Origin of the sequence: Devosia sp. (genome assembly GCF_035944845.1) — a bacterium.
In the GTDB taxonomy this organism is placed as follows: Bacteria; Pseudomonadota; Alphaproteobacteria; order Rhizobiales; family Devosiaceae; genus Devosia_A.
This window is the reverse complement of record NZ_DASZAW010000013.1, coordinates 1-14,141: the sequence shown is the minus strand read 5'-3', so window position 1 is coordinate 14,141 and position 14,141 is coordinate 1. Positions and strand designations below refer to the sequence as shown.

The 14,141-nt window shown below is 63.4% G+C and carries 16 protein-coding genes and 1 pseudogene; 15 read left to right on the top strand and 2 right to left on the bottom strand.

Annotated elements, in window-relative coordinates:
- Nucleotides 1-1,165: 1,165 nt before the first annotated feature.
- Nucleotides 1,166-3,298, top strand: a pseudogene (uvrB, locus tag VGV07_RS02160) (excinuclease ABC subunit UvrB); the annotation flags it as partial.
- Between the two features lie 297 nt (nt 3,299-3,595).
- Here uvrB and VGV07_RS02155 read toward each other — a convergent pair.
- Complete coding sequence (locus VGV07_RS02155; protein WP_326867044.1) at nt 3,596-5,848, bottom strand: hypothetical protein; 2,253 nt, start codon at nt 5,846-5,848, stop codon at nt 3,596-3,598.
- A 215-nt stretch (nt 5,849-6,063) separates the two neighbouring features.
- On the opposite strand from VGV07_RS02155, the gene VGV07_RS02150 reads away from it, so the two are divergent.
- The 4 genes from VGV07_RS02150 (at nt 6,064) to VGV07_RS02135 (ending at nt 8,144) form a co-directional block, all read left to right on the top strand.
- Entirely contained in the window at nt 6,064-6,354 is a 291-nt protein-coding gene (locus VGV07_RS02150; RefSeq protein WP_326867043.1) for a hypothetical protein, read from the top strand.
- A 26-nt stretch (nt 6,355-6,380) separates the two neighbouring features.
- Nucleotides 6,381-6,680, top strand: a complete 300-nt coding sequence (locus VGV07_RS02145; RefSeq protein WP_326867042.1) for a hypothetical protein — start codon at nt 6,381-6,383, stop codon at nt 6,678-6,680.
- A 377-nt stretch (nt 6,681-7,057) separates the two neighbouring features.
- Entirely contained in the window at nt 7,058-7,387 is a 330-nt protein-coding gene (locus VGV07_RS02140; protein WP_326867041.1) for a hypothetical protein, read from the top strand.
- Between the two features lie 478 nt (nt 7,388-7,865).
- On the top strand, nt 7,866-8,144 hold the full coding sequence (locus VGV07_RS02135; RefSeq protein WP_326867040.1) for a DUF1905 domain-containing protein: 279 nt from the start codon (nt 7,866-7,868) through the stop codon (nt 8,142-8,144).
- Between the two features lie 4 nt (nt 8,145-8,148).
- Here VGV07_RS02135 and VGV07_RS02130 read toward each other — a convergent pair whose 3' ends face one another.
- Nucleotides 8,149-8,346, bottom strand: coding sequence for a hypothetical protein (locus VGV07_RS02130; protein WP_326867039.1), 198 nt, complete (start codon nt 8,344-8,346; stop codon nt 8,149-8,151).
- 175 nt (nt 8,347-8,521) lie between these two features.
- On the opposite strand from VGV07_RS02130, the gene VGV07_RS02125 reads away from it, so the two are divergent.
- The 10 genes from VGV07_RS02125 to VGV07_RS02080 all read left to right on the top strand — a co-directional run bounded on the left by VGV07_RS02125 (nt 8,522) and on the right by VGV07_RS02080 (nt 14,029).
- Nucleotides 8,522-8,737 (top strand): hypothetical protein, encoded by a 216-nt coding sequence (locus VGV07_RS02125; RefSeq protein ID WP_326867038.1) that lies wholly within the window; start codon nt 8,522-8,524, stop codon nt 8,735-8,737.
- Between the two features lie 244 nt (nt 8,738-8,981).
- A complete protein-coding gene (locus VGV07_RS02120; protein WP_326867037.1) occupies nt 8,982-9,425 on the top strand; it encodes a cyclic nucleotide-binding domain-containing protein in 444 nt (147 codons plus the stop codon).
- Between the two features lie 75 nt (nt 9,426-9,500).
- Nucleotides 9,501-9,821 carry a hypothetical protein gene (locus VGV07_RS02115; RefSeq protein WP_326867036.1) on the top strand — a complete coding sequence of 107 codons (321 nt, stop codon included), beginning with the start codon at nt 9,501-9,503 and terminating at the stop codon, nt 9,819-9,821.
- Nucleotides 9,822-9,891: 70 nt separating this feature from the next.
- Nucleotides 9,892-10,431 (top strand): pyridoxamine 5'-phosphate oxidase family protein, encoded by a 540-nt coding sequence (locus VGV07_RS02110; protein WP_326867035.1) that lies wholly within the window; start codon nt 9,892-9,894, stop codon nt 10,429-10,431.
- A 182-nt stretch (nt 10,432-10,613) separates the two neighbouring features.
- Nucleotides 10,614-11,081 carry an SH3 domain-containing protein gene (locus VGV07_RS02105; protein WP_326867034.1) on the top strand — a complete coding sequence of 156 codons (468 nt, stop codon included), beginning with the start codon at nt 10,614-10,616 and terminating at the stop codon, nt 11,079-11,081.
- A gap of 168 nt (nt 11,082-11,249) precedes the next feature.
- Entirely contained in the window at nt 11,250-11,603 is a 354-nt protein-coding gene (locus VGV07_RS02100) for an SH3 domain-containing protein (protein WP_326867033.1), read from the top strand.
- 398 nt (nt 11,604-12,001) lie between these two features.
- Nucleotides 12,002-12,376: an SH3 domain-containing protein gene (locus VGV07_RS02095; protein ID WP_326867032.1), complete on the top strand. Its 375-nt coding sequence runs from the start codon at nt 12,002-12,004 to the stop codon at nt 12,374-12,376.
- Between the two features lie 397 nt (nt 12,377-12,773).
- Nucleotides 12,774-13,232 carry an SH3 domain-containing protein gene (locus VGV07_RS02090; protein WP_326867031.1) on the top strand — a complete coding sequence of 153 codons (459 nt, stop codon included), beginning with the start codon at nt 12,774-12,776 and terminating at the stop codon, nt 13,230-13,232.
- Between the two features lie 102 nt (nt 13,233-13,334).
- Nucleotides 13,335-13,745, top strand: coding sequence for an SH3 domain-containing protein (locus VGV07_RS02085; protein ID WP_326867030.1), 411 nt, complete (start codon nt 13,335-13,337; stop codon nt 13,743-13,745).
- 77 nt (nt 13,746-13,822) lie between these two features.
- On the top strand, nt 13,823-14,029 hold the full coding sequence (locus tag VGV07_RS02080) for a hypothetical protein (RefSeq protein WP_326867029.1): 207 nt from the start codon (nt 13,823-13,825) through the stop codon (nt 14,027-14,029).
- Nucleotides 14,030-14,141: the final 112 nt, after the last annotated feature.

The window sequence follows — 14,141 nt, the reverse complement described above, 5'->3', positions numbered from 1 at the left end:
CCGAAGGCGGTGGAGGGGGCGGCAGGATACGCCGGTTTTTGGGGCCGCCCCCTCCACCAGCTTCGCTGGTCCCCCTCCCCCGCTGCGCGGTGGAGGACCACTGAGAGCCCGGTGGCTGTTCATATGCGATAGCCCTGCCCTTGACGGGGGAGGCAAGCAGAGCTTGCGAGCGCCAGCGAGCTAGCGGCGCTCGGAGGGGGTGTGCAGCGGGCTCGGTTCCTGCGGCCGGCAACACCAGGTCCGGCGACCAAAGCACCAACGGCGTCCCGCAGGGCGCTCTCCCCGCGTCCCCTCTCCCTCTGGGGGAGAGGGTCAGGGTGAGGGGGCCTTGCCGCACCCACCGAACGCGGGCAAGGCCCCCTCACCCGGCGCTGCGCGCCGACCTCTCCCCCAAGGGAGAGGTGACCACCCCCCTCCGAGCTTCGCCAGGTCGCTGGCGCTACCGAGCTCCGCTTACCTCCCCGTCAAGGGGAGGGTGCCGGCCGGTGCCTTTGGCATCCCCCGTTCACATTCCGTTCGCCGCGCCCTATATTGCTGTCGAACCACGACAACACTGACAGATTCTGGCAGCACACCCATCTATGGTGTCCGCTGAAGCAGCCTCAATCGCCCTCGAGAGTCCGCCATGCCCCCGAAAAAGCCGGTTTCCGACTTCTCCATCGACGACTTCATCGGCGAGATCGAAAAGGCCGAAGCCGAGCAGATGAACAAGCGGCTGCCGCAGGAGCGCCTGAAGAACAAGCGCGCCCTCGACAATGCCGCCCGCCGCGCCGCCGAAGCCGCCGGCACCGGCATCCAGCCGTTGAAGCCCCAACCCGTCCGCGGCGGCGATTTTGATACCCCGCAGATCAGGAAGGCCGATGGCCCGCTGGCGCAGGAGAAGCAGAAAAAGAGCGCCCGCTCCGCTGCCACCGGCATGCAGCTCAAGGCTCCGAAGTCGAAGGCCAACTCGGTCGACCGCCCGGATTTCGGCGGCATGGGTGAATCCGACCAGGCCGGCTTCGGCCATCTGCCATCGGGCCGAGTGACGGCCCGCGATATCTCGCGCCAGGCCGCGAAGGACCCCGAGGTGATGGAGCAGCTGCGCGAGGCGCTGGAAACCTCGAAGAAGAAGGTCAGGGCCAAGAACATGCCCGGCCAGTCGCTGGCCGGCGCGCAGACGGTTGGCATCTCGGCCACGGTGAAGGCCCTCGAGGATATCATCCTGCATGGCCGCAAGGAGGTGGAGGGCAACACCGAGTGGAAGCCCCACCGCCCTGCCCCGCGCGAAAAATCCGAAGGCGGCGTGCCGTTCAAGCTGGTGACCGCCTATGAGCCGCGCGGCGACCAGCCCACCGCCATCGCCGACCTGGTGGAAGGCATCGAGAACGGCGAGACCGACCAGGTGCTGCTCGGCGTCACCGGCTCGGGCAAGACTTTTACCGCGGCGCAGACCATCATGCGCACCCAGCGCCCGGCGCTGATCCTCGCGCCCAACAAGACGCTGGCGGCCCAGCTCTATGGCGAGATGAAGTCGTTCTTCCCCGACAACGCCGTCGAGTACTTCGTCTCCTACTACGACTATTACCAGCCCGAGGCCTATGTGCCGCGGACCGACACCTATATCGAGAAGGAATCGACCATCAACGAGCAGATCGACCGCATGCGCCACTCGGCGACGCGTGCGCTGCTCGAACGCGACGACGTGATCATCGTCGCCTCGGTTTCCTGCATCTACGGTATCGGCTCGGTGGAAGATTACACCGCCATGACCTTCGACCTCAGGAAGGGCCAGAAGGTCGATCAGCAGCAGCTGCTGCGCTCGCTCGCCCAGCTGCAATACAAGCGCGGCGATGCCGGCTTCACCCGCGGCACGTTCCGGGTGCGCGGCGACACGGTGGAACTGTTCCCGGCCCACTATGAGGATGCCGCCTGGCGCATCACCCTGTTCGGCAACGAGATCGAGTCGATCTCCGAGTTCGATCCGCTGACCGGCAAGAAATCCTCCGACCTGCTCTCGATCCGCATCTTCGCCAACAGCCACTATGTGACGCCGCGCGCCACCCTCACCGGCGCCATCAAGGAGATCCGCAAGGAACTCGCCGCCCGCCTGCAGGAGCTCAACGGCGCTGGCCGCTTCCTCGAAGCGCAGCGGCTGGAGCAGCGAACCCTGTTCGATCTCGAAATGATGGAAGCCACCGGCTCCTGCGCCGGCATCGAGAACTATTCGCGCTACTTCTCCGGCCGGAAGCCCGGCGAGCCGCCGCCGACTTTGTTCGAATACCTGCCCGACAACGCCCTGGTGTTCATCGACGAAAGCCACGTCACCGTCGGCCAGCTCGGCGCCATGTATCGCGGCGACCTGCGTCGTAAGGCCACCCTCGCCGAATACGGCTTCCGCCTGCCCTCGGCCATGGACAACCGCCCGCTCCGCTTCGAGGAGTGGAACGCCATGCGCCCGCAGACCGTCTATGTCTCGGCCACCCCCGGCGCCTGGGAAATGGAGCAGTCGGGCGGCGTGTTCGCCGAACAGGTGATCCGCCCCACCGGCCTGATCGACCCCCCGGTCGAGATCCGCCCGGCCAAGACCCAGGTCGACGACGTGGTCGACGAGATCCGCCAGGTGTCGAAGGCAGGCTACCGCACCCTGGTCACCGTGCTCACTAAGCGCATGGCCGAGGATCTCACCGAATACATGCACGAGCAGGGCATCCGGGTGCGCTACATGCACTCCGACATCGACACCATCGAGCGCATCGAGATCATCCGCGATCTCCGCCTAGGCGCCTTCGACGTGCTGGTCGGCATCAACCTTTTGCGTGAAGGCCTCGACATCCCCGAATGCGCCCTCGTCGCCATCCTCGATGCCGACAAGGAAGGGTTTTTGCGCTCCGAAACCTCACTGATCCAGACCATCGGCCGCGCCGCCCGTAACGTCGACGGCAAGGTCATCCTCTACGCCGACAACATCACCGGCTCCATGGAACGCGCCATGGCCGAAACCAACCGCCGCCGCGAAAAGCAGCAGGCCTACAACGAAGCCAACGGCATCACCCCGCAATCGGTGAAATCCAACATCAAGGAAATCGTCGACAGCATCTACGAACAGGACCACGTCACCGTCTCGATCGGCAAAGACAAGAGCGGCAAGGAAAAGGTCCAGGCTGGGGCGAACCTCGCTGCGGTGATCAAGGATCTGGAACGCGAGATGCGCGAGGCGGCCACGAACCTGGAGTTCGAGAAGGCGGCACGGCTGAGGGATGAGGTGAAGCGGCTGCGGGAGATGGAACTGGACGTCCTTGAAGGTTCGGCAGACTAGTCAGTTCAAACTCACGAAGTTGAGCTTGAGACTTCGAACCGTGCCGAAGGCAAAATCGCTCCAGTGGAGCGATTTTAGATGAGAAGGCCATGAGAGCTACGCTCGAATGGCGGCGGCAAGGTTGCGAGATGAGGTGAAGCGGCTGCGGGAGATGGAGTTGGATGTACTGGAGGGTGGGGTGGATTAGCGTGTTCACAATCACAGAGCGAGCGCTGGAGCCCAGGGACCAAGATCAATGCACATCAACTGCAACTAGCTACTCCGACAACCAAACACCCGTACCGCCAATGAGTGGGATCAGCTTTTGTCGATGGTAGATACGTACTTCCAGATCTCGTCCTGAGACATATTTAGTTCCGACACAATCTTACCAACGCGCCTCATCTGAGATCTAACGGGAGCATAAATACGCCCACTATCGCCCCGTTCCTCAGTAATGATGCCCTCAGATATCAATTTGTTAATAATGCTGGAGACAGTTTTTGGTTTGGCAAATTTGCCCAAACCGCGAAGCAGTGCCTCTTCCTTTCTCGCAGATCCCGGTTGAAAAAAGGTCTTGTGAAGGATCGCCACGAGTACTTTCTCGGCTGGCTTAATAGACGACGTCTTAATTCTTGATGTATTTGCGACGGACGTAAAGTTATCCACCTCGCACTCAGTAAACCACTCAGGCATGCCCTGAACAGCCGACACGCCATTTACCAAAGATATGATCGATTGCGAGATCGTTGTATCCTTAGGAGAGCTTGATGGCAGCTCGATGGTGTTTATTATGCTATTAGAAATAAACAGATTAGATACAGCAACATTGCTGAAATCCAGACGACCGATCGAAGCACCACTTAGTGCCAGTTTTGAGAAGTCAATTTCGGTCTCGCCTGCAATTAGCAAGGCGGATGCGATGTCCGCGATCAAGGTATGATTCTTGTGCCGCATAGCGGACAGGCAAAATGCGCGAGCGTCGTCTTCGAGTCCCCTGTCTGCAATTCTTTGGGCCAAGATGCCCCTACCGTACTCCCCGACAGGGTTGACCCAATCCTCGGACAGGTAAACATCTGAGCCTGTCTTCAAGACGAAATCTAAGTCGTGAAGTGCTCTCAGGCCCTCGAGGAGGTAGGTGTCCACAAATCGACGGTCCTCGGAATCCGCAGCCGTTCTGCCTAGGCCCGAAAGCCTTTGAAGTAGCACGCTTGCTTGATCCACCGGTGTGTAACCGACCGCTCGCTCGAACGCTTGACGTATCTCCGCCAGCGATATTGGCCCGACATCCTGCGGCTTGGTGCGGGTTGCCGCTGCAACAGAAACCAAGACGCGCCCAATAGCGGCGGCGTCAAAGCCAGGATTGAGACGTGCTTCGCGTTCGCAGACCGAAGAGAAATATACTTCCCAGAACTGGTCTGGACTATCTGAGGCAAACTTCGCCTGCGATAGGTCTCCGCTAAATGCCCTTATGAAGAACTCACACGTAAGCGGCTTCTTCGGAAGCCAAGCCGGCACTTTCCCCTTGAACCCAGCATTCTGAACGAATTGCTCAATCTCCGCTTGAGAAAATTCGTCCTTGGTCTCCAATACTGTCGGATCAGCAGAAGCAAGTCCCAATGCAGACTTCATCTCATCGTGACTGTCAAAATAATGGTCCCGACCGCAGACAATCACTCCCATGGACTGATTTGAAATTAGGTCTCGCGCTCCACTTAGGGCGTCTGCGCGTAGATTACGAAGACTGACTGGGTCATCGCTCCAAGAGTGGGCCGCCACCTCGTCAAATCCGTCCAGCATAATCAGCAGATATCCCTCCGAGTATGCTCGGATAAATGCTTGCTCGTGGGCGGCTAAGCCTACATCGTGAAGATGACGGCGGAGAATCTCGTAACGGTCACGAAGGCCCCACACCCGCCTGAGATCAATAGCGATTGGGAAGAGTGAGTTCGAACGCGCCGACGCCGCAAATTCATTGAACGTATACTCAAAGAATTTGCTCTTTCCTGTTCCGTATTCGCCTACAACGATGTACTTATGGCCATCAACCAGACCGTCTGCAACGGTGCTCGCGTTGACTAATCGTTCCTCTTGCAGAAATTGAACCTTAACGTACTGCCGCGGATCGGGCTTACCTGTTTCCGGATCCACCGCGCTGCCAAATGGAATTCTTCGCCGCGCGTCAGCATACTCCTCAAATGGCAGGAAAAGCTTACGAAACTCCTCGATAGAATAGATGTCAATGCTAATTGAGGCGCAGGCACTCCTCATCGAAATAGTAGGCTCAAATAGTGTAACTATCACGCACTTCGTAGATCTGAACCCACTTTGTTGCCCGAAGTTCGCGTTTCTTACATGTACAAGCTTTCCGATATCCTCTTGTACTTTATTGATGTTCTTTTGTTCCGTTACCTCGATCGCAACGTGATCGCCCGTCGGTGATTGAGAGTAGGCATCAATTTGACGTCCGTGGACCAGTTGCGAAGCGAAGCTCCGCCCCCATATGACGGACGCCTCTGCCCTCACCTCTTCCTCTAGAGTCGCCCACGTTGGCTTGTTCTTCTTCGGCACCGCCCCGCTCCCGAAAGCTACAGTGATCACATTCACTAAGATTGCCGGAGCGTTCGCAAGGGGAATCTACCCAACGGCATAGCGAACTAGATTGCTTCCAACCGGATCGGGCGTTGGCTAGGCTAGCTATCCTGCCATCCTCAATTCATCCTCAATTCATCATATGACTTTCATGTTCGCCCCGTTGCATCCCGCAACGCGAGGTAAAACATCAAATGCTGCCAAAGCTTAGCGTCACGGTTCTGGCCGTTGCGGCCGCCTGTTTGACTGCCCCGTCCTTCGCTCAATCCTTCCCCGAGATCACCGCCATTCGCGCCACCGACCTGCTGCGTGCGCCGCCGCCGGATTGGCGGCGGATCACCGGCATCGCCAAGGGCGAGCGGCTGAAGCTCTATGAATGCGTGGGCAAGCCCACCTGGTGCCGGGTCGGGCAGTTGCAGGGGCCGCATCCCTTCAATGGCTGGGTCGCCGCCGATGCACTCGACGGCGCCGTGTCCACCCAGTGACCACTCCAGAGACGGATCCAGACACCATGCTCAGCAAACGTCATGCCGCCGCGCTCGCCCTGGTTGCCAGCCTCGTCGCGCCCGGCTCGTTCTCCGCCCCCGCGGTGGCACAGGAGTTTCCTGCTGTCACCGTGCTGCGCAGCACCACGATCTACCGCATGCCCGGCCACCGGCCGTTCGGACAACTGGCGAAGGGCGATCGGGTGACGCTGCATGAATGCACAGCGCTGCCGGGCTATTGCCAGGTAACGCTGCGCGAACCCGGCCGCCGGCTGACCGGCTGGGTCAACTCCGAGGCGCTGGACGGCGTCGTCGGCACCAAGTGATCGGCAGGGCTATGCACTTGCGGTGCTGAGGGGCCGGTGGGGGAAGAGCCCTCCACCTGTCCGTCCCCCGCAAAGGGGAGGGCTATCGCATGTGTGTGTTTTTGCGCCGGCTTCTCGGTGGTCCTCCACCGCGTAGCGGGGGAGGGGGACCGCCGAAGGCGGTGGAGGGGGCGGCAGGATGCGCCGGTGTTTGGGGCCGCCCCCTCCACCAGCTTCGCTGGTCCCCCTCCCCCGTTTCACGGTGGAGGACCACCGAGAGCCTGGTGGCCATCGCACAGTGCGCGGGCCCCTGCCCCACACCGTAACGTCATTGCCGGCCTATTGACGCCTCGACCACCGGTCACCAGAACAAACGGGGAACGACATCGAGTCCGCCTATGCCGCCGCCCGGCCACCTGCAGAAGAAATATCCCGGCAAGACCCACCTGCTGAAGCATGCCGCCGAGTGGGGCCAGCTGGTGATCATCAAGTGCAATCGCTGCCGCCGCGGCGCCACCTATCTCGCCAGCGATCTCATCGAACTGCTCGATCCCGAGCGGCCGGCGCTGTGGCCGCCCTTCCCCTGCCCGCGCTGCGGCACCGACGAGTGCATCCGCGTCACCCTCAACTCGCCCTATGGCGAGGACTATGGCCGGATGCTGATCCGCCGCCCCGGCCCCATCCGCGTGACGCAGACCTGGCGCACGGTGAAGCTGGGGGATCCGTGAGCCGCGCTTGCGCGCATTGCGTGAAAACTGATCGAAGGGTGCGAAAGGGCTTGTCTCCGGTGTTCCCCCATCCACGGTGTCACCCCGGCGCAGGCCGGGGCCCATCCTGAGGTGGTGAGGTACTTGCGCAAGAACCGCAGCATCTCAGGATGGGTCCCGGCCTTCGCCGGGATGACATCGCGGTTGGGGCGGACTTGGTGACACCCGATGGATAGATCGGACGGGCGGGTGCAACCGAAGGTGACCCACTGCGATCACCCCACCTCCGGTGTTATCCCAGCGACAGGGGACCCAACTCGCCGCAGCACGAGTGGATAGATGGGTCCCTGCTTTCGCAGGGATGACACCGAGTCTGGGGTGCCTCCGGCGGCAAGGTCACCAAAGCGGCGCGCGCCTGGAACCTGGGCTCCGTCCCTGCGCTGTCGAAATCGCCCCACCTCGCGCGACATAGGTTCAGGCAAGCGAAAAGGAGCCCATCATGTCCGCAACTCTTCCCACCAGTTTCGAAGCCACCCTGGTCCAGAGCTCCGCCGCGGGCGGATGGACCTACCTGGTGTGGCCCGACTCGGTCGGCTTCTTCGGCACCCGCGGCCTGGTGAAGGTCGCCGGCACCATGGACGGGAAACCGTTTCGCTCCAGCTTCATGGCGCTCGGCAACGGCACCCACAAGCTGCCGGTGGCGGCGAAGCTTCGCACCCAGCTCGGCAAGCGCGTCGGCGACACGATCCGGGTGACGCTCAGCGAACGGCTCAACTGAGGCATCACCCCTGCGAGATCGTCAGCGTGCCATGGGTCCGGTCCTCGATGGTCTCGAGCGGCAGGCTCAGCCGGAACTCGTCGCCGGCGGGGTGGTAGATGGCGAAGCGGAAGCCCTTCTGCAGCAAGGCTTCCACCTCGTCCTGGGTGAATTTCGGATGCCGCGTGGTGCGGCCGTTGAGCGGAATGGTGTGTCTGGGCATAGGTCGGCTCCGGCATTTGTTCGCGTTTTGTTCTAGGCATGAGGCTTTGCCGGAGTCCACTGGGTTTTGCTGACCTGCGCACCGGCGCGTGCGGTTGGAGGTGCCGCGGAACGATGCAGCAATGGGCGCATTGCCCTCCTGTGCCGAACTCCACCACGCGCACCGGGAGGACATCATGAAATGGACCGGAGCCGCGCTCGGCGCCATTGCCGTGCTGCTCGGCGGCCTGTGGTTCCTGCAGGGCACTGGGCTGGTGACGCTGGGGCCGATCCTCTGCGTCGCGGAGTGCGAGGCGCTGGAAGGGCCGTCGCTGCTCTGGGCTGTGCTCGGGGCTTTGCTGTTCGCCGCCGGCGCTGCCGGTGTGTGGTTCGCGCTGTTCCGCCGGGGCTGACCGCATCGAAGCCATCGGCTCCATCGTCCCCTCTCCCTCTGGGGGAGAGGGTCAGGGTGAGGGGGCCTTGCCGCAGACGCCGAGCGTGGGGAAGGCCCCCTCACCCGGCGCTACGCGCCGACCTCTCCCCCAAGGGAGAGGTGAAGAGGGCCTCTCCAACCGACATGACCACCTCGCATAACCGCGCTATGCTCTCCCTCGCGGGGCGCGGGCCCGCTTGAATCTTGTGGGGGACTTCCGAACCATGGCCAATCTCCTGGCGCTGACCAATGCCTATCCGACGCGTAGCCTCGCGCGCGGCGAGCGGTTGATCGAAACCGGCGAGTCGCGCGGTGAACTGTTCATCCTGGTGTCCGGCCGGCTGGTGGTCGAACGCGATGGTGTCGAGGTGGCGCGCATCACCGAGCCCGGCACCCTCGTCGGCGAAATGAGCATCCTGCTCGGCGCCGACCATTCCGCCGATGTCACGGCGCTCACCCCGGTGGAGGTGCGCCATATCGAGGATGGGCTGCGCTGGCTCGAGCAGAGCCCGATCGCCGCGTTGCACGTCGCCACCCTCGCCTGCCAGCGGCTCGATGCCACCAGCGCGCTGCTGGTGCAGTTGAAGAAGGAGGCCGGCGGCCACCGCGACCAGGGCCTGCTCGAGCGGCTGTTCGGCGCAGTTACCGGCGCCGAAACCCGCGCCTGAGCCATCCGAGGCGTTGATGGCTGCCATAACGCCGGCTGCATTGATCTTCGTGCCGCGCCGCCCGAACATGGCGGCATGTTGAAGCGCAAAGAGTTCGCCGAACCCGAGGCCCCTGCCGCGCCGCTCTCCAATGGCGGCCCGCCGCTCGACGATTCTCCGCGGCCGTGGGGCGACAACGGCATCGGCAACTATTTCGAATGGAAGGCCGCCAGCGAAAAGGCCTTCAACGACGTGCCTTACGATATCGCGGTGATGCGCGCCCGCCGCGCCGAGGCGATGGGGCTGACCTACCGCGAGTATACCCTCGAGATCCTGGAGCGCGGCCGCTACCTCAGCGCCGAGGCCGATGCCGAGCGCATCGCCGAGATCAAGCGGCGGCGGCCACTGCGCTACTGATCACTTCGTCGTCCCGCGGCAACTCCTGCCCCGCTGGCTCGTTGGCTCCTCACAGCAACAGGAGCCCATCATGGCCAACGAAGAACATCGCCTCACCCCCGCCGAGCTCGCCGACAAGGCGTGGCACCTGGCCGAAAAGATCCGCATCGCCCTCGTCACCACCTGGGATGGCGAGCAGCAGCGCATCCGCCCGCTTTCGGCGCATGTCGATCGCGAGGCCGATGCCATCCAGTTCCTCATCGGTGCGCATGGCGGCACCACGCTGGCCGAGGCTACCGGCGCCCCGGCGCTCACTCTGGCGCAGCAGGTCGAGAAATACCCCACCGTCACCCTCGCCTTCGCCGATCACGGTTCGCACGACTATGTCACCATCACCGGCCAGGCCGTGGTCAGCAACGATCGCGCCCGCATCAAGGAACTGTGGACGCCCTTCGCCAAAGCCTGGTGGGACAGCGCCGACGACCCGGAGATCCGCCTGCTGACGGTGACGCCGGAGAACGCCGAAATCTGGGAAGGCCCGAGCCAGCTGGTCGCCACGGCGATCATGCTGACCGCGGCCGTGACGGGGGCGAAGCCAGCCGTGGGCGACCATGGGGCGGTGCGGTTGTAGGGTAAAAAACAAAGCGGGCAGTCGGCGCACCTCTCCCGCTTGCGGGGGAGGGGGACCGCGCGGAAGCGTGGTGGAGGGGGTGCCCCACGCACCGGCCGTGGGTGGATCGACAGAAGCCGGTGTTTGTGACTCGCCCCTCCACCAGCCTTTCGGCTGGTCCCCCTCCCCCGCAGGCGGGGGAGGTGCGCCGACTGCTGGCGTTCGCGTCAGGCCGCCCCGATTTCGCCCGCTTTGCGGGCGTTGCTCGTCGCAACAACAATTCCCCGGAAGCCCTCGCCATGCGCACTGCCATTCTCGCCCTCGGCCTCGTTGCCGCCAGCCTTGCGGCGCTCCCCGCTGAGGCCGCGTCGCGAGGCACGGCACGCGCTTCCGGCGATATCCCGGTACGCTCTGGCCCCGGCTCGGGTTACGAAACCATCGGCACGCTGCGCAAAGGCACCGAGGTGCGGTTGCAGCGCTGCACCCAAAGCTCCAACTGGTGCCTGTTCCTCGATAAGGCGGGCGAGCCCGCCGGCTGGGTGCGCGGCTCCTATCTGGTCGGCTCGGGCGCCAAGCTCGAGGTCACCCCGTACAAGTTCGAGGGCTTCGATCCACTCGACCCGATCAAGACCTGCGACGACGAGGACGACAACAGCATGTTCTGCTGGTAAGCGCCGCCACAATGATGAACAGAATCGGCGTAGCGCGCTAAATCATTCTACATAAACGGAGGTTTCAGCTTCGGTTCAGGCACATCCTTCTAACTTCACGGTCAAGGCAGTGATGCCACCGGATTTGCTGATGGCAGATCCCAACCCAAGAACCGAAGGAAACCGAAGATGTCTTTCCGTACCCTCAAAACCGCCGCTCTCGCCACTCTCGTCGTCGTCGCCACCGCTGGTGTATCGATGGCCGCCCAGTACGCCTGGGTGGAGAACAACACCAAGGTCAAGCAGTTCCACAAGAAGGACTCTGCCAACGTCAACTGGGTCGCCGCCGGCCAGAAGGTGAAGATCGTCGGCCAGTGGAACAACTGGTACAAGCTGCAGATCCCGGGCCAGGATGGTTGGGTGAAGGGCAACGTGCTCGATTTCGCCCAGCAGTATCCGTTCCCCGGCTATGGCTACGGCTATGGCGGCTCGTTCTGCATCAACGGCCAGAACGCCTCGTTCTGCCTGAGCGGCGGTTACTAGGGGCGGCTTCGCCGAAGGCGAAACGCTCCCGCTGCGGCTTCGCCGTGCAAACGGCGAAGCGCTCCGGCCCCAGGGGCGGCTTGCCGCGTAGCGGCAAACGCTCCCGGGCGGCCTACCCCCGGTCGGCTTCGCCGGAACGGCGAAACGCTCCCCCGGTCGGCTTCGCCGCAACGCGGCGAAACGATCCGGCGGTCGGCTTCACCGCAAAGCGGTGAAACGATCCGGTCTCCCGCCCCCCACCCCTCCCCCCATCGCGCCTCCGGGATCTCCCTCCCGGAGGCGCTCTGTTTTCGGTTTACGCCAGATTTACAGGGGTTTCAGGCTGCGTTCAGATTGGCCCTGCTACACCTCATGACAAGGCAGCAGTGCCGCTAACGACTCCAACCAAGGATCCCACCATGTTCATCACCAGCATCAAGACCGCAGCTCTCGCAACTGCCATCGTCATCGCCACCGCCGGCGCCTCCATGGCCGCCACCTGGGCCTATGTCGATAACGACGCCAACGTCCGCAAAAACCACCAGAACGGCTCGCAGATCGTCAACAGCATCTACGAAGGCGACAAGGTGAAGGTCATCGGCCAGTGGAAGAACTGGTACAAGGTGCAGATCTCCGGCCCCGATGGCTGGGTGAAGGCCAATGCCCTCGATTTCGACTATTACGATGACGGCCCGGTCTACCCGGTGAAGCCGGGCTACGGCTACGGTTTCGGCAGCAGCTTCTGCGTCGACGGCAAGAACGCCTCGTTCTGCATCGGCGGCAGCGCGTACTAACCCCTCGGTCGGCTCCGCCGCGCAAGCGGCGGAACGATCCCCCGGGCGGCTTCGCCGAAAGGCGAAACGCTCCGGCCCCCCCGGGCGGCTTCGCCGAAAGGCGAAACGCTCCGGCCCCCTCGGGCGGCTTCGCCGAAAGGCGAAACGCTCCGGCGCCCCCAGGGGCGGCTTGCCGCGCAGCGGTAAAACGCTCCCGGGCGGTGTCGCTCCCTCTTCAGCCATCGGCTGACAGCAAGCCGCTCCTGGGTCCTCCCCCCAGGGGCGGCTTTGCCTTTAGGCAAAACGCCCCAGGGGCGCTTTCGTTTACGGGCGGTTAACATCGCCGATCGCGGCACTGCAGCGTTTCACGGCTGTCGCGCGTTACGTGCCAGGCGCTACATCGCAAAAGGAGCCCGGCATGTCCGCTGCCCGCGTCGCCTTCACGGCCCTCGTCACTCTCGTCAGCCTCGGTCTGGCTGCTGCACCGGCCCTCGCCGGCGGCGCCGTTGCCTCCACCGTCGTCAATGTCCGCGCCGGCCCGGGCGGCAGCCATCCGGTGATCGGCGTACTGTCCGCCGGCGAGCGGGTCCGGATCGACCACTGCCGCGGCCCCTGGTGCCTCATCCGGCGGTCCGGCCCCGCTGGCTGGGTCGATGCCAACTACCTCACCACGCCGCGCCACTACGCCAAGCATGGCTTCGTCGCCAATGTCGACCACCGGAGCGGCAGCTATGCCGGCGGCTATTACGGCGGTGAGCGGCATTTCGACAATTATGCCTTCCTCGAGCGGCCGCACCAGCGCTACGAGGAGTATGATTTCTACGGCGATATCATCTGCATCCGGGGCGATTACGCGCAGGCCTGCCCGCGCAGGTAGGCGCTCGCCGGAGGCCTCGCCGTTCAGTTTCGGTTCAGGAAACCCGGAGCAGGTTGGCCCCGTTTGGGGAGACCAACTATTACGTCCCGAAAGGATTCCCTCATGCCCTTCCGCCACTTCGCCATCGGCCTTGCCAGCGCGCTGTTCGCGCTCGCCGCCGGCGCCACCGCGGCCAGCGCCGCCACCGCCTACGCCTCCTCCACGGTCAATGTGCGCTCCGGCCCCGGCACAGGCTACGCCGTGGTCGGCGTGCTGCGCTCCGGCCAGCGCGTCGATATCGACTATTGCAAGGGCGCCTGGTGCCTGGTCGAGCAGCGCGGCCCGGATGGCTGGGTGAACGCCAACTACCTCAACGCCGACCGCTACCGCGACCGCGACTATTACGACGACGATTACTACGATGACGGCTTCTATCTGGAGCGCCCGCGCTACCGCGCCCGCCCGGTCTACCCGTTCTATCGCAGCCAGGCCTGCTTCGGCCGCCCGAACGTCTCGTTCTGCTTCAGCAACTGATGCGCTTGCCGGGCGCGGTGCCGCGACCTATCTAGTTTCGACGACACAGCGCCCGGTGCCCTATGGCTACGCAGCAGATGAAGCCCTACGTGAAGCTCGCCTCCACCCTCGCGAGCCTGGGCCTCGGCATCTTCTTCATCGAACGCTTCGGGCTGTCCGAGCTGCAGAAGAACGGCACCATCCATATCGATGGCACGATCCTGTCGATCATGGTGCTGGCGCCGATCGTGCTCGTGCTGGCCGGCGCCGTGGTCTTCATGGTGGGGAAGATGCGGCGGCTGTAGGGCAGTCGGCAGTCGGCAGTCGGCAGTCGGCAGTCGGCAGTCGGCAGTCGGCAGTCGGCAGTCGGCAGTCGGCAGTCGAAGCTGATGTCACTTTCTACATCGACTGCCTACT